Here is an 18,915-nt window from a genome sequence, read left to right on the forward strand (position 1 = left end):
GTTAGTTGATCACCACCTTGACGATGCCGGTGAGGGCGATCTGGGCGAGGGACAGGGGGACGAGGAGGGTCCAGGCGAGTTTCTGGAGCTGGTCCTCGCGCAGGCGCGGGTAGGTGACACGCAGCCAGATCACGAGGAAGGCGAGGACGGCGGTCTTCAGCAGGGTCCAGACCCAGCCGAGGCCGTCGGCGCCCCAGGGGCCGTGCCAGCCGCCGAGGAAGAGGACGGTGGTGAGACCGCACAGGACGACGATTCCGGCGTACTCGGCGAGGAGGAAGAGGGCGAAGCGGAGGCCGGTGTACTCGGTGTACGCGCCGAAGATGATCTCCGAGTCCGCGACGGGCATGTCGAAGGGCGGGCGCTGGAGTTCGGCGAGGCCCGCAACGAAGAAGACGATCGCGCCGACGATCTGCCAGGGCAGCCACCACCACTCGAAGGCGTCGAGGATGCCGGGGAGCGAGACGGTGCCGGCCGCCATCGCCACCGAGGCGGCGGTCAGGAGCATCGGCAGTTCGTAGGCGAGGAGCTGGGCGGCGGTGCGGAGGCCGCCAAGGAGGGAGAACTTGTTCGCGGACGCCCAGCCGGCCATGAGCGAGCCGAGGACGCCGACGCCCATGACGGCCAGGACGAAGAAGACGCCGGCATCGATGACCTGGCCGACGGCTCCCTCGCCCGGGCCGATGGGGATGGCGAGCAGGACGAGGAGGTACGGCAGCAGGGCGACGGCGGGGGCCAGTTGGAAGATACGGCGGTCCGCGCCCGCGGGGACGATGTCCTCCTTCTGCGCGAACTTCACGCCGTCGGCGATCAGCTGGGCCCAGCCGTGGAAGCCGCCGGCGTACATGGGGCCGAGGCGGCCCTGCATGTGGGCCATGACCTTGTGTTCGGTCTGGCCGATGATCAGAGGGAAGGTGAGGAAGACGACGAAGACGATCAGAAGTCGCAGGGTGACGTCGAGCGCGTCGTTCACCGCGTACCTCCTGTGGGGTCTTCGGGGTTGTCCGTGGGCTCTGGAGTCTCTGTGGGCTCTGTGGTCTCTGTGGGCTCGGGGGTCTCCGAGTCGCCCGAGGGCTCGAGGGTCGGCGACTGCGCGGTCTCGGGCGACGGTTCGGGTTCCGGTTCGTCGAAGGCCGGGCGGGCGTGGTGCCAGGGGGCGTCCGAGCTGCGCGGAGTGCGGGCGGACCGGCCCGGCCGACTGTCGCCTCGGTCGGAAGCGGCGCGCTGACTCGAGCTGCCCTCCGATGCGCTGCGCGCGCGGCGCGGTCCCGTCGGCGGGGTCGGAGATGCGGCCTCGGCGGCGGGAGACTCCGGCTGCCCGGTGGTCGGCGTCTCGGTGCCGGGCGCCGCTGCTTCCGAACCGGTCGTCGGGGAGTCGGATCCCGGCGGCGGGGACTCCGGGCCGGTCGCCGGGGATTCCGAGCCGCTGGGCGTCTGGCTCGCCGAGCCGTCCGCTGCGGTACGGGTACGGCGCGGGGCGGCCGGGGACGAGGGGGACGTGTCGCCGGGCGTGGTCTGGCTGGCCGAGCCTTCCGCGGCCGAACGCGCACGGCGCGGGGCCGCCGGGGGCGGAGTAGCCGCCTCGCCGGCAGCAGCCTGGCTCGCCGAGTCCTCAGCGGCCTGGCTCGCCGAACCCTCCCCCGCCGTGCGGTTGCGGCGCGGCTCCGTCGGAGCCGAAGCAGGCGACTCCCCGGACGGAGACTGACTCGCCGAACCCTCAGCAGCCTGGCTCGCCGAACCCTCCCCCGCCGAACGCGCACGGCGCGGCGCAGCCGGAGCCGGAGCCGGAGTAGCCGCGCCACCGGCAGCAGCCTGGCTCGCCGAGCCCTCAGCAGCCTGGCTCGCCGAACCCTCCCCCGCCGAACGCGCACGGCGCGGCGCAGCCGGGGCCGGGGCCGGAGTAGCCGCGTCACCGGCAGCAGCCTGGCTCGCCGAGCCCTCCCCCGCTGTGCGTGCCCGCCGGACGGGACGTTCGCCGGCAGCGCGGGCCGGGCGGTCGCCTGCTGCTCGGGCCGGGCCGCGGGTCGGGCGGGCCGGGGCCGGGGGGAGCTGGCCCTTCAGGGGGCCCCATTCGTTCGGGTCGGGGACGCCGGGTGGGAGCATCTGGCGGCGTTTGGGGCCGCCGTGTTCCGACTCGCCGGGTTCCTTCGCGCCGGGCCAGGCCTTGGCGACGCGTGCGGCCAGGACGAAGTCCTTGCGCAGGGGGTGGCCTTCGAAGCTGTCGGGCAGGAGCAGGTGGTCGAGTGCCGGGTGGCCTTCGAAGGCGATGCCGAACATCTCGTGCGTCTCGCGTTCGTGCCAGGCGGCGCCCGCGTAGACACCGACCGCGGAGGGCAGAGCGGGGGTCTCGTGCGGGATCGTCGTACGCAGGAGGAGGCGGCGGAGGGGAGACAGGGCCGCGATGTGGGCCGTGACGCGGAAGCCCGTGCCCGGTTCGTCGACCGCGCTCAGCCAGTCGAAGTAGGTGCAGCCGAGCCGGTCGCGGGCGGTCTCCAGGGCGGAGATCCAGGTCGCCGGCGGGACGTCGACCGTCAGGACCTCGTAGGACTCCTCGGCCGTGGCGTCCGTACCGAAGAGTTCACCGACGTCGGCGGGCAGCCAGCCGACCGCGGTCATCGCCCCTCCCCCGAGCCCTCGGACGGTGGCCGCACCAAGCCGCTCTGCAGTGCCGCCGCGGAGGGGCGTCCCGTGCCGTACCGCTCCCCCAGCGACTCGCGTGCGATCTTCTCCTGGAGCTTGAGAATGCCCTGGAGGAGCGCCTCGGGACGGGGCGGGCAGCCGGGGACGTAGACGTCGACGGGGATGATCTGGTCGACGCCCTTGGTGACGGAGTACGAGTCCCAGTACGGGCCGCCGCAGTTGCTGCACGCGCCGAAGGAGATGACGTACTTGGGCTCCGGCATCTGCTCGTAGAGGCGTTTCACCGCCGGCGCCATCTTGTCCGTGACCGTGCCGGAGACCACCATCAGGTCGGCCTGGCGCGGGCCCGGCGCGAACGGGATGACGCCGAGCCGGATGAAGTCGTGGCGGGCCATCGACGCGGCGATGAACTCGATCGCGCAGCAGGCGAGGCCGAAGTTGAAGACCCAGAGCGAGTAGCGGCGGCCCCAGTTGAGGATCACCTTCATCGGCTCGGGTGCGAGGCGCGCGAGGGCGCCGAGCCGCTTCGGTTCCGGAAGCAGCACGGGTTCAGGGCCGGCGGGGGTCACGTCGGGGGTCACGTCCATGCCAGGACGCCCTTCTTGTATGCGTAGAGCAGGCCCACGGCCAGGAAGCCGAGGAAGATGAACATCTCCACCAGGGTCGCCGCGCCGTAGCCGGGGGCGGCGAAGACGGTCGCCCAGGGGAACAGGAAGATCGAGTCGACGGCGAAGATCACGTAGAGGAAGGCGTAGACGTAGTAGCGGACCTGGGTGTGGGCCCAGCCCTCGCCGACGGGGTCGACGCCGCATTCGTACGTCAGGAGCTTCTCGGGCGTGGGGACCACGGGCCGCAGCAGGCGGCCGGCCCCGAAGGCGACGGCGACGAACAGCGCGCCGACCACGGCGAGCAGTCCGACGACCGAATAGGACTGGAAGTAGTCCGCCGCGACGACGGTCGTGGTGACGACGGTCGGTTCCGGCACGTCCGTCCCTCGCTCCCTTGAAACTCGGACCTGGTCCCGCGACGATCACCCGGCTCACCCGGACGCCGCTGTTCGACGATCTGTACGCACGGGAGTCTAGGCCCTGATAAAGGCAGGGTAAGCAGCCCGTCACGCCCTGGCACAGGGGGGTGGGGTTTTCCTCAGTCGATCCTGGCGGTCCACCTCATGGCGCGGCTGCCCGCGGCCGGGCACGCTAACGCATATGACCGAACGTTTCCCGTCCACCGGCGCGAAGGCGGCCGCGACGACGGCCGGGCAGGACGACCGCCCGCCGCCGCCCCGGTTCGCCTACGACCGGCACACCTGGAAGGAGATCGCGCACCTCCTGGCGAACCTTCCTCTCTCCCTGCTCGGATTCACCTACGTCATGACAGTGATGTCCACCAGCTTCGGGCTGACCGTCACGGTGATCGGGTTCCCGCTGCTCGCGGCCGGACTCATGGGCGCGCGACAGCTGGGCAAGCTGGAGCGGGCGAGGGCCAGGGCGCTGCTCGGGGTGCGGGTGGACGAGCCGAGCCGGCTGCCGCTGCGCGGCTCGGGCGGCTTCCTCGCCCAGGTGTGGATGTCGCTGAAGGACCCGGTGGGCTGGCGTGCGGTGCTGTACGAGTTCATCCGGCTGCCGTGGGGTGTCCTCACCTTTACCATCACGCTGACCTCGCTGTTCGTGCTGTGGCCGGTGCTGCCGTTCATCGCGCGAGGGCTGGCCAACGCCGACCGGGCCATGGTGCGCGGGCTGCTGTCGCCCTCGGACGAGCTGGAGCGGCGCATCGCCGAGCTGGAGTCGGACCGGGGGGTCGTGGTCGACACGGCCGCGGCCGATCTGCGGCGCATCGAGCGGGATCTGCACGACGGGGCACAGGCCCGGCTGGTGGCCCTGGCCATGGGGCTCGGCCTGGCCAAGGAGAAGGTGCTGGAGGATCCCGACGCGGCGGCGGCGATGGTCGAGGAGGCGCACGGCGAGGTGAAGCTGGCGCTCCAGGAGCTGCGGGATCTGGCCCGCGGGATCCATCCGGCGGTGCTGACCGACCGCGGCCTGGACGCGGCCCTGTCCTCGGTCGCCTCGCGCTGCACGGTCCCCGTGAAGGTGACGGTCGACCTGCCCGCGCGGCCGGCCGCTGCCATCGAGGGCATCGCCTACTTCACCGTCTCGGAGCTGCTGCAGAACGTCAGCAAGCACAGCCGGGCGAAGTCGGCGTCGGTGGATGTGTGGCGGACGGCCGACCGGCTGCTCATACAGGTGTGGGACGACGGCCGCGGGGGCGCGAGTCTCGACAGCGGTACGGGGATGAAGGGCCTGGCCGATCGGCTGGGCGCCGTGGACGGCCTGTTCGTCCTGGAGTCGCCCGAGGGCGGCCCGACGACGGTCACGGCGGAACTGCCGTGGCGCAACCGCACGGACGCCTCGGCCACGGGCACCCGCTAGGTCCTGCCGGGACAAGCCCGGGCCGGAGGTAGGGAAAACCCCCCGTCCGAGACGCCGACGGACTCCATGGTCCGCCGACCTGCGGCGGAGCAGGGTGGAGGTATCGAGAGCACAGCCGCAGGACCAGGACGAGGAGAAGGACGACGCCGATGGCCACGGAGTACGGACAGGGATACGGGCTCGACGGCGGGCCCGGGTTCCCCGGCAGCACCGAACGACGGCGGCACCGGCTGCCCGTCGCGCTGCGGGCGCCGGTCGAGGGCCGCACCTGGCGCGAGCTCGGCCATGTGCTGCTCAGCCTGCCGATCAGCATCCTGCTGTTCACCTACGCGGTCACGATGGTGTCGCTGGGGGCGGGGCTGCTGGTGACGTTCCTCGGCGTGCCGGTGCTGGCGGCGGCGCTCGCCGGGTGCCGCGGCTTCGGGGCGGTGGAGCGGTTCCGGGCGCGGGCGCTGCTGGACCTGGAGGTGGCCGAGCCGGAGCCGCTGCGGATGAGGAAGCCGGGCGCCATGGCGTGGATGGGCGCCGTCCTCAAGAGCGGCGCCTCGTGGCGGGCCCTGCTGTACGCGCTGCTGCAGCTGCCCTGGGCGGTGTTCTCGTTCGCCGTCGCCGTGAACGTGTGGGTGCTGGGCTGGGGGCTGCTGACGTACCCGCTGTGGTTCTGGGTGTTCCCGATGTACGCCGGCCAGGACGGGATCCAGTTGTACGGCGACGAGACGCACCGGATCTACCTCGACAACCCCTTCGAGATCACGATGACCGCGCTGGTGGGTCTGCTGTTCACGATCGCCATGCCGTGGATCCTGCGGGCGCTGACGATGGTGGACCGGCTGCTGGTGCACGGGCTGCTCGGGCCGTCGCGGCTGGCCTCGCGGGTGGTGGAGCTGGAGTCGGACCGGGGGGTCGTGGTCGACACGGCCGCGGCCGATCTGCGGCGCATCGAGCGGGATCTGCACGACGGGGCACAGGCCCGGCTGGTGGCATTGGCCATGGATCTGGGGCTGGCGAAGGAGAAGCTCCAGGAGGATCCGGAGGCGGCCTTGCGGATGGTGGACGAGGCGCACGGTGAGGTGAAGACGGCTCTGCGGGAGCTGCGGGACCTGGCCCGGGGGATCCACCCCGCGGTGCTGACGGACCGGGGGCTGGACGCGGCGCTGTCGGCGGTGGCCTCGCGGTGCACGGTGCCGGTGCGGGTGGAGGTCGATCTGGCGGAGCGGCCGGCGCCGGCGATCGAGGGGATCGCGTACTTCACGGTGTCGGAGCTGCTGCAGAACGTCAGCAAGCACGCGCGGGCGACCTGGGCGGGCGTGGAGGTGTGGCGGACGGAGAACCGGCTGATGCTGCAGGTCGTGGACAACGGCGTGGGAGGGGCCGACACCTCCCAGGGGTCCGGGCTCGCCGGGCTGGCGGAGCGGCTCGACGCGGTGGACGGGATCCTGGTGGTTGACTCGCCGGCGGGCGGGCCGACCCAGGTGACCGCGGAGTTGCCGTGGCGGGGCGCGTACGTGCGGTGACCTCTGGTCGGGGGCGGGTGGGGGTGTCCTGGTCCGTCCCTGGTCCCGCCAGGGGGCTCCGCCCCTTGAACCTCCGGCCTGGGCCCACCCACAGCCCGAATCACTCGGACATGAAGCAAGCCCCTCGCCGAATCGCCTGGACGGCAGCAGGCCGTGTCCCCCGATCAGTGCGGACAAGAAGCCCGTCCCACCCCCATCCACCCCCCGATCCTGAAATGCTGGACCCGTCGCACGGGTGGCGCGGAGCCGTTGTGGGCTGCGGACGGGCGGCATCGGGCTGTGGGGGGCCGGAACATCGTGGAGGACAGGGTGCGGGTGGTCATCGCCGAGGATTCAGTGCTGCTCAGGGAGGGCCTGACCCGGTTGCTGACCGACCGCGGGCACGACGTCGTCGCCGGGGTGGGTGACGGCGAGGCACTGATCAAGACCATCACCGAGCTGGACGCGCAGGGCGAGCTGCCGGATGTCGTGGTGGCCGATGTGCGGATGCCGCCGACGCACACCGACGAGGGGGTGCGGGCGGCGGTGCAGTTGCGCAAGGCGCACCCGGAGCTCGGTGTGCTGGTGCTGTCGCAGTACGTGGAGGAGCGCTACGCCACGGAGCTGCTCGCGGGGTCCAGCCGGGGCGTCGGCTATCTGCTGAAGGACCGGGTGGCCGAGGTCCGTGAGTTCGTGGACGCGGTGGTGCGGGTCGCCGACGGCGGTACGGCCCTCGACCCGGAGGTGGTCGCGCAGCTGCTGGGCCGCAGCCGTAAGCAGGACGTGCTCGCGGGGCTCACGCCGCGGGAGCGGGAGGTGCTGGGGCTGATGGCCGAGGGGCGGACGAACTCGGCGATCGCCCGGCAGCTGGTGGTCAGCGACGGTGCGGTCGAGAAGCACGTCAGCAACATCTTCCTGAAGCTGGGGCTGTCGCAGAGCGACGGGGACCACCGCAGGGTCCTGGCCGTGCTGACGTACCTCAACTCCTGACATGGGCGGCAGGGGTGCGTGATCACCCCAAAGTCGCGTCCAAGATGCGAATGACACAAAGAAGGCGACCCTTACGGTCGTAGGGTTGATCCTGGGAGGCCTGCGGGAAGGCCTGTCCGGGACAGCCGCCTCGAGGGAGGTCCAGTTCAGTGACCAGCCAGGTCAGTAGCCCAGCGGAGCAGGCCGACGGACCAGTCGTAGGAGAGCAGCGCAAAGCGGAAGGCGCCAAGGGCGTCCGCCGTCTCGACCGGGTGATCATCAGGTTCGCGGGGGACTCGGGTGACGGTATGCAGCTCACCGGTGACCGCTTCACCTCGGAGACCGCGTCGTTCGGCAACGACCTGTCGACGCTGCCGAACTTCCCGGCCGAGATCCGGGCGCCCGCCGGAACCCTGCCGGGTGTGTCGTCCTTCCAGTTGCACTTCGCCGACCACGACATCCTCACGCCCGGTGACGCGCCGAACGTGCTGGTGGCGATGAACCCGGCCGCGTTGAAGGCGAACATCGGCGACCTGCCGCGCGGCGCCGAGGTGATCGTCAACACGGACGAGTTCACCAAGCGGGCGATGCAGAAGGTCGGCTACGAGACCAGTCCGCTGGAGGACGGGTCGCTGGACGGCTACCACCTGCACCCGGTGCCGCTGACCACGCTCACCGTGGAGGCTCTGAAGGAGTTCGACCTCAGCCGCAAGGAGGCCGAGCGCAGCAAGAACATGTTCGCGCTTGGCCTGCTGAGCTGGATGTACCACCGGCCCACCGAGGGCACGGAGAAGTTCCTCAAGTCCAAGTTCGCCAAGAAGCCCGACATCGCGGCGGCCAACATCGCCGCGTTCCGGGCGGGCTGGAACTTCGGCGAGACCACCGAGGACTTCGCCGTCTCCTACGAGGTCGCCCCGGCGGCCACGGCGTTCCCGCCGGGTGTCTACCGCAACATCTCCGGCAACCTCGCCCTGTCGTACGGCCTGGTCGCCGCGAGCCGGCAGGCGGATCTGCCGCTGTATCTGGGGTCGTACCCGATCACTCCGGCGTCGGACATCCTGCACGAGCTGTCCAAACACAAGAACTTCGGCGTGCGGACCTTCCAGGCCGAGGACGAGATCGCCGGTATCGGGGCCGCGCTGGGCGCGGCCTTCGGTGGTTCGCTGGCCGTGACCACGACAAGTGGTCCCGGTGTGGCGCTGAAGTCGGAGACCATCGGCCTCGCGGTCTCCCTGGAGCTGCCGCTGCTGGTGATCGACATCCAGCGCGGCGGGCCGTCGACCGGTCTGCCCACCAAGACCGAGCAGGCGGATCTGCTCCAGGCGATGTACGGACGCAACGGCGAGGCCCCGGTCCCGGTGGTCGCGCCCCGTACGCCGGCGGACTGCTTCGACGCCGCGCTGGAGGCGGCGCGGATCGCGCTGACGTACCGCACACCGGTCTTCCTCCTCTCCGACGGTTATCTGGCCAACGGCTCCGAGCCCTGGCGGATCCCGGACCTGGACGAGCTGCCCGACCTGCGGGTGCAGTTCGCGCAGGGCCCGAACCACACCCTGGAGGACGGCTCCGAGGTGTTCTGGCCCTACAAGCGCGACCCGCAGACGCTGGCCCGGCCGTGGGCGATCCCGGGCACGCCCGGTCTGGAGCACCGGATCGGCGGCATCGAGAAGGAGGACGGCACGGGCAACATCTCCTACTCGCCGGCCAACCACGACTTCATGGTCCGCACCCGGCAGGCCAAGATCGACGGCATCGACGTCCCGGACCTCGAGGTGGACGACCCGCACGAGGCCAAGACCCTCGTCCTGGGCTGGGGTTCCACGTACGGGCCGATCACGGCGGCCGTGCGACGGCTGCGCAGAGCCGGGGAGTCCATCGCGCAGGCGCATCTGCGCCATCTCAACCCCTTCCCGAAGAACCTCGGCGCGGTCCTCGGGCGTTACGACAAGGTGGTGGTCCCCGAGATGAACCTCGGGCAGCTCGCCACCCTCATCCGGGCGAAGTACCTGGTCGACGCCCAGTCGTACAACCAGGTCAACGGCATGCCGTTCAAGGCGGAGCAGCTCGCCGCGGCTCTGAAGGAGGCCATCGATGGCTGAGACGTCCACGCACGGCACGGGCACCGTCGAAGCGCTTTCCCTCGTCCCCAAGGCCGAGGGCAGGCAGTCGATGAAGGACTTCAAGTCCGATCAGGAAGTGCGCTGGTGCCCCGGCTGCGGCGACTACGCCATCCTCGCCGCGGTGCAGGGCTTCATGCCCGAGCTGGGACTGGCGAAGGAGAACATCGTCTTCGTCTCGGGCATCGGCTGCTCCTCCCGGTTCCCGTACTACATGAACACGTACGGGATGCACTCCATCCACGGCCGCGCCCCCGCCATCGCCACGGGGCTGGCCAGCTCCCGCCGCGATCTGTCGGTGTGGGTCGTCACCGGTGACGGCGACGCGCTGTCGATCGGCGGCAACCACCTGATCCACGCGCTGCGCCGCAACGTCAACCTCAAGATCCTGCTGTTCAACAACCGGATCTACGGTCTGACCAAGGGACAGTACTCGCCGACCTCCGAGGTCGGGAAGATCACCAAGTCGACGCCGATGGGCTCGCTGGACGCGCCCTTCAACCCGGTGTCGCTGGCGATCGGCGCTGAGGCGTCGTTCGTGGCGCGGACGGTCGACTCCGACCGCAAGCACCTGACGGAGGTGCTGCGCCAGGCCGCCGCCCACCAGGGCACGGCCCTGATCGAGATCTACCAGAACTGCAACATCTTCAACGACAACGCCTTCGAGGTCCTCAAGGACAGGCAGCAGGCCGAGGAGGCCGTGATCCGGCTGGAGCACGGCAAGCCGATCCGCTTCGGCGGCGACTTGGCCAAGGGTGTCGTACGCGACCGGCTGACCGGTGACCTGAAGGTGGTCGCGGTGACGCCGGACAACGAGGACCAGGTGCTCGTCCACGACGCGCACTCCCCGTCCCCGACCACGGCGTTCGCCCTGTCCCGCCTGGCCGATCCGGACACCCTGCACCACACCCCGATCGGCGTCTTCCGTGCCGTGGACCGGCCCGTCTACGACACGCAGATGACCGACCAGCTCGACCAGGCGATCGAGCAGCACGGCAAGGGCGACCTGGGCGCGCTGCTGGCGGGCGGGGACACCTGGACGGTCGTCGGCTGAGCCGTTTCGGCAACACCGAGGAGGCCCGGGAGCGCTAGGAAGCGGCCCGGGTCTCGTCGTATGCCAGGCGGGCCTTCTCCACGTCGTCCATGCGCTGCTGGGTCCACTGTGCGAGGGCCTTGACCTGCTCGGCGGCCTCGCGGCCCAGCTCGGTGAGGGAGTAGTCGACGCGGGGCGGGATCACCGGTTTGGCGTCGCGGTCGACCAGCCCGTCGCGCTCCAGGGTCTGGAGCGTCTGCGTGAGCATCTTCTCGCTGACGCCCCGGCCGCCGACCTGGCTGATCGCCCGGCGCAGCTCGCTGAACCGGTACGGGCGGTCCAGCAGCTCGATCAGGACGAGCACGCCCCAGCGGCTGGTGACGTGTTCCAGGACGAGCCGGTGCGGGCACAGGGCCTCGGCATCACTTACTGACATGCCAGTACCTTACTTCAAAGTGGGTACTTTCCAACAGTTAGCGCCTCTCCTAAGGTTAGTGCCACCGCACCCCACAAGGAGAGTCATCACCATGAGCATCGTCGTCACCGGAGCCACCGGACAGCTCGGCCGTCACGTCGTGGAGCAGCTGCTGGAGAAGGTCCCCGCCGAGCAGATCACCGCGGTCGTCCGCAACGCCGAGAAGGCCGCCGACTTCGCGGACCGCGGGGTGAGGATCGCACTGGCCGACTACAACACCCCCGCGTCCTTCGACGGCCTCTTCTCCGCCGGTGACAAGGTCCTGCTGGTCTCGGGCAACGAGTTCGACAAGGGCCGTGTGCAGCAGCACAAGGTCGTCATCGAAGCCGCCAAGGCGGCCGGGGTCGCCCTGCTCGCCTACACCAGCGCCCCGGGCAGCCTGACCGCCGCACTCGCCGACGACCACCGCGGCACCGAGGAGATCCTGCTGGACTCCGGCGTGCCCTACGCGCTGCTGCGCAACGGCTGGTACCACGAGAACTACACCGAGAACCTGGCCCCGGTGCTGGAGCACAACGCGGTCGTCGCCGCCGCCGGCGAGGGCAGGGTCTCCTCCGCCTCCCGGGCCGACTACGCCGCTGCCGCCGTCGCCGTGCTGACCGGCGAGGGGCACGAGAACCAGACGTACGAGCTGGGCGGCGACACTCCGTGGAGCTTCGCCGAGTACGCGGCCGAGCTGAGCCGGCAGACCGGCAAGGAGATCACCTACAACGCGGTCACGCCCGACGCGCTCACCGGCATCCTGACCGGCGCCGGCCTGCCCGAGCCGTTCGCACAGATCCTGGCCGGGGTCGACGCCTCCATCGAGAAGGGCGAGCTGGTCGTCTCCACCGGCGACCTGTCCCGTCTGACCGGCCGTCCGACCACGCCGTTCGCCGAGGCCATCGCCGCCGCGCTCAAGGGCTGAACTCCCCCGGCGGGCCCTTGAGCGCACCCACCCCCGGCTGTCATGACCGTATACCGATACGGACATGACAGCCGGGGGCGCTCGGCGTTACCTTCGTGGTCGTGTAACACCACGTGCGAAGGAGGGGGCCCGTGACCGGCAAGCCGAGGGGCGAGGGGCGCATAGGACTGCTGAACGGCTTCGCGGCCTACGGGATGTGGGGGCTCGTCCCCCTGTTCTGGCCCCTGCTGAAGCCGGCGGGAGCGGTGGAGATCCTGGCCCACCGGATGGTGTGGTCGCTGGTCTTCGTGGGCGCCGCCCTGCTCGTACTGCGCCGCTGGGCGTGGGCCGGGGAACTGCTGCGGCAGCCGCGCAAGCTGGCCCTGATCACGGTCGCCGCGGCGGTCATCACGGTCAACTGGGGCCTGTACATCTGGTCCGTGAACTCCGGGCACGTCGTCGAGGCCTCGCTCGGCTACTTCATCAACCCGCTGGTCACCATCGCGATCGGGGTGCTGCTGCTCAAGGAGCGGCTGCGGCCGGTGCAGTGGGCGGCGGTCGGGACCGGCTGCGTGGCGGTCGTCGTACTGACCATCGGCTACGGCCGGCCCCCGTGGATCTCGCTCTGTCTCGCCTTCTCCTTCGCCACGTACGGGCTGGTGAAGAAGAAGGTGGGCCTCGGCGGCATCGAATCACTGGCCGCCGAGACCGCGATCCAGTTCCTGCCCGCGCTCGGCTTCCTGGTGTGGCTGACCGCGCAGGGCGATTCCACCTTCGCCGCCGAGGGCGCGGGGCATGCGGCCCTGCTCGCCTCGGCCGGCATCGTCACCGCGCTGCCCCTGGTCTGCTTCGGCGCGGCCGCCATCCGCGTGCCCCTGTCCACCATCGGCCTGCTCCAGTACTCGACGCCGGTCCTCCAGTTCCTGCTCGGCATCCTCTACTTCCACGAGGAGATGCCGCCGGAGCGCTGGGCCGGGTTCGCGCTGGTGTGGCTGGCGTTGACGCTGCTCACCTGGGACGCGCTGCGCACCGCCCGCCGCGCCGCCCGCGCGCTCACCGACGAGATCAGCGTTCCCAGCACCACCAGGACGACCGGCACGACCAGCGCCGCCCGGAACGCCGAGAGCGTGGCCTCGGGGCCGGACCCGGTGGACGCCAGGCCGTAGACCGCGGTCACCGCCGAGATGCCGATCGCGGAGCCGAACTGCGTGGCGGTGGTCAGCAGCCCGCCGGCCAGCCCCTGTTCGGACTCGGCTACCCCGTCCGTGGCCGCGATGGTCAGCGGCCCGTAGGCCAGGGCGAAGGCGAGGCCCGCCAGGAACAGCGTCGGGAACATCGCGGCGTAGGACCAGTCCATGCCGACCGGCAGGAACAGCGCGTACGCGGCCGCGGCCAGGACGAAACCGCCGACGATCACGCGGGGGTTGCCCCAGCGGGCGACCAGTCGCGGCGTGAGCGTCGGGGCGAGGACGGCGTCGATGCCCATGACGATCAGGGCCAGCGCCGTCTGGAGGGACGACCAGCCGCGCAGTTCCTGCAGGTAGAGGGTGACGATGAACTGGAATCCGAAGAAGGCGCCGAGGAAGAGCAGCGCCCCGAGGTCGGCGCGCACGACCGGGCCCTGACGCAGGATGCCCAGGCGGACGAGCGGGTCCGGGCAGCGGCGTTCGGCCGCGACGAAGGCACCGGCCAGGAGCAGCGCCGCGAGACCCGAGGCCGCGGTGAGCGGCCAGTCGCGCAGGCCTTGTTCCAGGCGTACGACGGTGTAGGCGGCCAGCAGCATCGCGCCGGCGGCGGTGATCGCGCCGGGCAGGTCGAAGGTGCCCCGGCGGGCCGGCGGGACATCGCTCCGGGGGATCAGCCGTACGGCGGCGGCGAGCAGGGCCGCGGCCAGCAGCACCGGCGCGAAGAACACCCAGCGCCAGCCGAACTCGGTGAGCAGACCGCCGATCACCAGGCCGAGGGAGAAGCCGGCCGCGCCCGTCCCGGCGAAGATCAGCAGGGCCTTGTTGCGCTGCGGGCCCTCCGCGTACGACGTCGTGATCAGGGAGAGCGCGGCGGGAGTCATGAACGCGGCGGCGACACCGGTCACGAACCGGGCGACGACCAGCATCCACCCCTCGGTCGCGAAGCCGCCGAGCCCCGAGAAGCCGAGGAAGACGGTCAGCCAGAGCAGGAACATCCGGCGCCTGCCGAGCAGGTCGGCGGCCCGGCCGCCCAGGAGGGTGAAGCCGGCGTATCCGAGCACGTAGGCGCTCATCACCCACGCCGCGGTGTCGGTGCCCAGCCCCAGGTCGGAACGGATGGCCGGGATCGCCACCGCCATCATCGCGACGTCGATGCCTTCGAGGAAGATCGTTCCGCATAGAACGAGCAGCAGCGCCCAGGCACGGGTGCCCATCGGTCCACACTCCTCCGCCAGTAGTCGGTTACGCAACTGAGGGTCGGTTCCCTCTTGTAACCACGACCACCCTGCGGCAGCATCGAGAGACATGGAAGAAGGCACTTCGAAGTCACCGAGTAACTGCGAGAGCACCGTGGACTACGGCGACGCCGATCCCTTCCAGTGGGACACCCGGGAGGACTGCCAGGTCCGGCAGATCCTCGACCGGATCGCCGACAAGTGGTCGCTGCTGGTCATCGCGCTGCTGGAGAACCGGCGGCTGCGCTTCACGGAGCTGCGCCGGGAGATCGACGGGGTCAGCCAGCGGATGCTGACGGTGACCCTGCGGTCGCTGGAGCGGGACGGGCTGGTGAAGCGGACCGTGCACCCGGTGGTGCCGCCGCGGGTCGAGTACGAACTGACCTCCCTCGGCAGGACGCTGCACACCACGATCCAGTCCCTGGTGACCTGGACGGAGGAACACCAGGACGAGATCGCCGCGGCCCGGACCGCGTACGACACCCGCGCCGTATAACTGGTACATGACACAGACACCGGCACGTCCCGCCCCCGTGCACTGGAAGGTCGTCATCGACGCGAACGACCCGCACGCGCAGGCCGACTTCTGGGCCGCCGCGCTCCACTACGAGGTCGAGGACAACAGCGTCCTCATCGGGAAGCTGCTCGGCGCCGGGGTCGTGCCGGAGGAACTCGTCGTCGAGTTCCACGGCCGTCACGCCTTCCGGGACCTGGTCGCCGTACGGCACCCCGAGGACCCGTTCGAGGAGGAGAGCGGGACCGGGCTCGGGCGGCGGCTGCTGTTCCAGCGGGTGCCGGAGACCAAGACGGTCAAGAACCGGCTCCACCTCGATCTGCACCCGGGCGAGGGGCGGCGCGAGGAAGAGGTCGAGCGGCTGGAAGGGCTCGGGGCGAGGGTGCTGCGGCGCGTGGCGGAGCAGGGCGGCGAGTGGGCCCTGATGGCGGACCCGGAGGGGAACGAGTTCTGCGTGCAGTGACACCGGGCCCGGTGACCCCCGGAGGCCGGACAGGGCACCCGGGGCTCCCGAGGCCCTGCCCTCCCAACGCCCTGGCCGGATACATCTCTTGACGGAGAGTCAGTAACAGCTCCACCATCCAGGCACCCCATTCAGCGTGGGCGGCCTGCGGACACCCCACGGGCTGCCCGTAGGAACTCGGAGTCCCCACATGAAGCTCTCCGTTTCCGCGCGTGCCGTGGCAGCAGGCGGCATAGCGACTGTCATGCTCCTGACCAGCGGCGCCGTGGCCGATGCCGCGTCCGCTCCCCCGAGACCGGCGGCGGCGCCCGACCTGCCCCTCGCGGGCGTCAAGGCCCACCTGACCCAGTTGCAGTCCATAGCCACCGCCAACGGCGGCAACCGCGCGCACGGCCGGGCCGGCTACAAGGCCTCGATCGACTACCTGAAGGCCAAGCTGGACGCCGCCGGATTCACCACCACGCTCCAGCAGTTCACCGCCTCAGGACGCACCGGCTACAACCTGATCGCCGACTGGCCCGGCGGTGACACGAGCCAGGTCGTGATGGCCGGCTCGCACCTCGACAGTGTCTCCTCCGGGCCCGGCATCAACGACAACGGGTCCGGCTCGGCCGCCGTCCTGGAGACCGCCCTCGCCGTGTCCCGGGCGCAGTACAAGCCCACCAAGCATCTGCGGTTCGCCTGGTGGGGCGCGGAGGAACTCGGCCTGGTCGGCTCCCGCTACTACGTCAACCGGCTGGCCACCGGGGACCGTTCCAGGATCAGCGCCTATCTCAACTTCGACATGATCGGCTCCCCGAACCCCGGCTACTTCGTCTACGACGACGACCCGGCGATCGAGAAGACCTTCAAGGAGTACTTCACCGGCCTCGGCGTCCCGACCGAGATCGAGACCGAGGGCGACGGCCGCTCCGACCACGCGCCGTTCAAGAGCGCGGGCGTGCCGGTGGGCGGCCTGTTCACCGGGGCCAGCCGCGCGAAGACGGCGGCGCAGGCGGCCAAGTGGGGCGGTACGGCCGGGCGGGCCTTCGACCGCTGCTACCACTCCTCCTGCGACACCACCGCCAACATCAACGACACCGCCCTCGACCGCAACAGCGACGCGGTCGCCTACGCGGTGTGGGAGCTGTCGGAGTAGTCCGGGTCACCCCTACTGGTTTCCGGGTCACCCCTCCTGGTTGCGGGCGCGTTCCGTGAGGCGGCCCATGCGGGCCCGGGCCGACTCCAGTTGCTCGATCTCATCGGCGGCCGGGCCGTCCTCGGCGGCGAGCTCGGTCCACAGTCCGATCAGGTCGCGCCCCAGCTCCAGCCCCAGCGCCGGGTCGCGCACCGCCCGCCAGGCGGTGGCCGCGCTCTGCACGTCGCCGTAGGCGGCCTCCGCGTCGCCCGTACGGCGGCGGGCACCGGCCAGGTCGAGCGACAGCCGGAAGGCGCGGAGCGGGTCGCCCGCCAAGTAGGCGATGTACGCGCTGAGTTCACCCAGCCGGAGCACCTCGGGGTGCTCCGGCCCCAGCGTCGCCGACGCCTGTGCGACGGTCTGCTCCGCCAGCCCGGCCGCCGCGTCGATCCTGCCCTCCTTCACGGCCTCGTTGATCCGCGTGATCGGCTCCGCGACGAGGGCGGGCGCTCCGGAGTCGCCCGGGGCGCCGGGGGCTTCGTCCCCGAACATGGCCTCCGCGACGGCGTCGAAGCCGCGGGCGGGGGTGGGCTTGGCGTCGAGGTCGGTGAGCAGCTCCGCTTCGAGCACCGGGTCGGGCTTCCGGCTGCGCCGGGGCTCGGCGGGGGGACCGGCTTCGGGGACGGGGAGCGGCCTCACATCCATGGGCGGAGGCGGCCCGAACTCACCGGTCGGGGGCGCGACGGTGCCGGGCGGTGCGGCAGGGCCCGGTGGCGTGTCTTCGGGTGTGGGCTGTGGCGGATCCGGTACGGCGCGCAGGGGGAACGTCGGGGCCGCGCCGAGATCGCCGGACCCCGGTACGGGGCGCAGGACGTGTGTGGCGCTGTCGCTCCGCGGGGGCTCCTGCTCCGCCGCGGGTGGCATCGGTCCGGGCTCCGGAAGGGGCGGCTCGGCAGCCGCGCCCGCCTCGGGCCACTCCGTCGCCGGGCCCGGCGTGGGGAGCTCCGTCGCCGGACCGACCACGGGCGGCTCGGGAGCCGCGCCGGCCGGGGGCCACTCCGTCGCCGCACCGGCCATGGGCGGGTCCGTCGCCGGGCCGGCCGCGGGCGGCACCGCAGCCGCGCCTGCCGGGGGCCACTCCGTGGCTGCGCCGGCCATCGGCGGTTCCGTCGCCGCGCCGGCCATCGGCGGTTTCGTGGCTGCTCCTGCCGTGGGCGGTTCCGGCGGGCGTCCTGCGACGGCGTCCTCCGGCGGTGTCGTACGGACCGGCTCGGCCGTGAAGTGGCTGGAGCCGTCCGGGTCGACCTGGAGGGGGACGACGTAGCCGATGCGCTCGTCGTGGATCGTGGCGAGGACGGCATGGCCGGTGGCGAGGGCGATGTGGTGGAGGCGGTTCAGGACGGCCTTGTGGATCTCCTCACCGGGGGCCGCGAAGACCGGGACGCCGCCGACGGACGCGCCGTCGGACACGCCCGCCGCTCCGGCCCCCGATCCGGCACCCGGCCCGGCACCGTGTCCTGCCCCGGGGACATGGACGTCGATCGGCGCCGCCGGGGTCGCCGCGTGTGCGGCCTGCTTCTGTTCCCGCTTCTTCTCGCGGCTGAGTCGCGACATCGTCCCCTCACTCGGCGTCGTACACCTACTGTCGAGTGTGTCCGCTCGCTCCCGTTTCTCACGTCACCGCGGTGTCACAGGCTCGTCCCAAGGACTGTAGGCCCCGGCGCGCGTTGTTCCGGTTGGCATGAAGATCGGGAGTACGAGGGAGGAGAGGTGCATGCAGACAGGCATGCGACAAGGTCCGGAGATCTGGATCCGCGGCCCGGTGACCACCCCGGAGCCGGGACCGCCGGAGCCGGCCCACGCCCATGCCGCGGCCCGGCGTTTCTCCTGGGTCGGCACGCACGGCGGCGCGGGCGTCTCCACGCTCGCCGCGGTCTACGGCGGTCATGACAGCGGCCGCGCCTGGCCCGGGCCGGGCGACCCGCCGTCGGTGCTGCTGGTCGCCCGGACCCACGCGGCCGGGCTGGACACGGTCTCCGGTGCGGTGGAGATCTTCCGGCGCGGTCAGGCTCCGCCGGGGCTCGACCTCGGCGGCGTCGTCCTCGTGGCGGACGCCCCGGGCCGGCTGCCGCGCCCGCTCGCCCAGCGGGTCAAGTCCCTGGAGACGGTCATCGACGTGTACCGCGTGCCGTGGGTACCGTCCTGGCGGCTCGGCGAACTGGGCCACCCGCCGCGCGAGACGGCGCCCCTGGCCAGGCTGACGGGAGCGGCACGCTGACGGCCGTGCCCCTGTCGGCCGGGGAGATCGCGGCGGGCGTACGGGCCCGGGAGCTGCGTGCGGTGGACGTGGTCGCGGCGGC

General features: G+C 71.5%; 17 protein-coding genes and 1 pseudogene. 11 read left to right on the forward strand and 7 right to left on the reverse strand.

Going from position 1 to position 18,915, the window contains the following annotated elements; translation table 11 throughout:
- Position 1: 1 nt before the first annotated feature.
- From OG542_RS16190 to OG542_RS16205, 4 genes are read right to left on the reverse strand one after another with little or no spacing between them, the layout of a single operon-like run.
- The gene (locus OG542_RS16190) at positions 2-970 is read right to left on the reverse strand and encodes a complex I subunit 1/NuoH family protein (protein WP_193482389.1); all 969 of its coding nucleotides are present in this window, start codon (positions 968-970) and stop codon (positions 2-4) included.
- Positions 967-2,613, reverse strand: a complete 1,647-nt coding sequence (locus OG542_RS16195; RefSeq protein WP_328411597.1) for an NADH-quinone oxidoreductase subunit C — start codon at positions 2,611-2,613, stop codon at positions 967-969. Before OG542_RS16195 ends, OG542_RS16190 begins: the two co-directional genes overlap by 4 nt.
- Positions 2,610-3,224, reverse strand: a complete 615-nt coding sequence (locus tag OG542_RS16200) for an NADH-quinone oxidoreductase subunit B (protein WP_311127271.1) — start codon at positions 3,222-3,224, stop codon at positions 2,610-2,612. The genes OG542_RS16195 and OG542_RS16200 overlap by 4 nt, the downstream gene beginning before the upstream one ends.
- Positions 3,215-3,622, reverse strand: a complete 408-nt coding sequence (locus OG542_RS16205; RefSeq protein ID WP_311127270.1) for an NADH-quinone oxidoreductase subunit A — start codon at positions 3,620-3,622, stop codon at positions 3,215-3,217. Before OG542_RS16205 ends, OG542_RS16200 begins: the two co-directional genes overlap by 10 nt.
- 223 nt (positions 3,623-3,845) lie before the next feature.
- On the opposite strand from OG542_RS16205, the gene OG542_RS16210 reads away from it, so the two are divergent.
- From OG542_RS16210 to OG542_RS16230, 5 genes are all read left to right on the forward strand, one after another.
- Entirely contained in the window at positions 3,846-5,066 is a 1,221-nt protein-coding gene (locus OG542_RS16210; RefSeq protein ID WP_311127269.1) for a sensor histidine kinase, read from the forward strand.
- A gap of 149 nt (positions 5,067-5,215) precedes the next feature.
- Positions 5,216-6,580, forward strand: a complete 1,365-nt coding sequence (locus tag OG542_RS16215; protein WP_328411601.1) for a sensor histidine kinase — start codon at positions 5,216-5,218, stop codon at positions 6,578-6,580.
- Positions 6,581-6,889: 309 nt separating this feature from the next.
- The gene (locus tag OG542_RS16220; RefSeq protein WP_311130369.1) at positions 6,890-7,549 is read left to right on the forward strand and encodes a response regulator transcription factor; all 660 of its coding nucleotides are present in this window, start codon (positions 6,890-6,892) and stop codon (positions 7,547-7,549) included.
- Positions 7,550-7,698: 149 nt separating this feature from the next.
- Complete coding sequence (locus OG542_RS16225) at positions 7,699-9,627, forward strand: 2-oxoacid:acceptor oxidoreductase subunit alpha (protein WP_311127267.1); 1,929 nt, start codon at positions 7,699-7,701, stop codon at positions 9,625-9,627.
- A complete protein-coding gene (locus OG542_RS16230) occupies positions 9,620-10,699 on the forward strand; it encodes a 2-oxoacid:ferredoxin oxidoreductase subunit beta (RefSeq protein ID WP_328411603.1) in 1,080 nt (359 codons plus the stop codon). The genes OG542_RS16225 and OG542_RS16230 overlap by 8 nt, the downstream gene beginning before the upstream one ends.
- Positions 10,700-10,733: 34 nt before the next feature.
- On the opposite strand, the gene OG542_RS16235 is transcribed toward OG542_RS16230, so the two are convergent.
- On the reverse strand, positions 10,734-11,114 hold the full coding sequence (locus OG542_RS16235; protein ID WP_328411605.1) for a winged helix-turn-helix transcriptional regulator: 381 nt from the start codon (positions 11,112-11,114) through the stop codon (positions 10,734-10,736).
- Between the two features lie 91 nt (positions 11,115-11,205).
- Here OG542_RS16235 and OG542_RS16240 point away from each other — a divergent pair, with 91 nt between their 5' ends.
- Both OG542_RS16240 and rarD read left to right on the forward strand, forming a co-directional pair.
- Positions 11,206-12,060, forward strand: a complete 855-nt coding sequence (locus tag OG542_RS16240; RefSeq protein ID WP_328411607.1) for an SDR family oxidoreductase — start codon at positions 11,206-11,208, stop codon at positions 12,058-12,060.
- Positions 12,061-12,254: 194 nt separating this feature from the next.
- A pseudogene (gene rarD, locus OG542_RS16245) lies at positions 12,255-12,917 on the forward strand (EamA family transporter RarD); the annotation flags it as partial.
- A gap of 59 nt (positions 12,918-12,976) precedes the next feature.
- Here rarD and OG542_RS16250 read toward each other — a convergent pair.
- Positions 12,977-14,440, reverse strand: a complete 1,464-nt coding sequence (locus tag OG542_RS16250) for an MFS transporter (protein ID WP_328411609.1) — start codon at positions 14,438-14,440, stop codon at positions 12,977-12,979.
- Between the two features lie 91 nt (positions 14,441-14,531).
- On the opposite strand from OG542_RS16250, the gene OG542_RS16255 reads away from it, so the two are divergent.
- The 3 genes from OG542_RS16255 to OG542_RS16265 all read left to right on the forward strand — a co-directional run bounded on the left by OG542_RS16255 (position 14,532) and on the right by OG542_RS16265 (position 16,576).
- On the forward strand, positions 14,532-14,957 hold the full coding sequence (locus OG542_RS16255) for a winged helix-turn-helix transcriptional regulator (protein ID WP_189728638.1): 426 nt from the start codon (positions 14,532-14,534) through the stop codon (positions 14,955-14,957).
- 7 nt (positions 14,958-14,964) lie between these two features.
- Complete coding sequence (locus tag OG542_RS16260; RefSeq protein WP_193482399.1) at positions 14,965-15,438, forward strand: VOC family protein; 474 nt, start codon at positions 14,965-14,967, stop codon at positions 15,436-15,438.
- Positions 15,439-15,628: 190 nt separating this feature from the next.
- On the forward strand, positions 15,629-16,576 hold the full coding sequence (locus OG542_RS16265) for a M28 family metallopeptidase (RefSeq protein WP_328411613.1): 948 nt from the start codon (positions 15,629-15,631) through the stop codon (positions 16,574-16,576).
- A gap of 27 nt (positions 16,577-16,603) precedes the next feature.
- On the opposite strand, the gene OG542_RS16270 is transcribed toward OG542_RS16265, so the two are convergent.
- The gene (locus tag OG542_RS16270) at positions 16,604-18,169 is read right to left on the reverse strand and encodes a tetratricopeptide repeat protein (RefSeq protein WP_328411615.1); all 1,566 of its coding nucleotides are present in this window, start codon (positions 18,167-18,169) and stop codon (positions 16,604-16,606) included.
- Positions 18,170-18,329: 160 nt separating this feature from the next.
- On the opposite strand from OG542_RS16270, the gene OG542_RS16275 reads away from it, so the two are divergent.
- Positions 18,330-18,833 carry a DUF6668 family protein gene (locus tag OG542_RS16275; RefSeq protein ID WP_328411617.1) on the forward strand — a complete coding sequence of 168 codons (504 nt, stop codon included), beginning with the start codon at positions 18,330-18,332 and terminating at the stop codon, positions 18,831-18,833.
- Positions 18,834-18,915: the final 82 nt, after the last annotated feature.

This window comes from Streptomyces violaceus (genome assembly GCF_036014075.1).
GTDB lineage: Bacteria > Actinomycetota > Actinomycetes > Streptomycetales > Streptomycetaceae > Streptomyces > Streptomyces violaceus.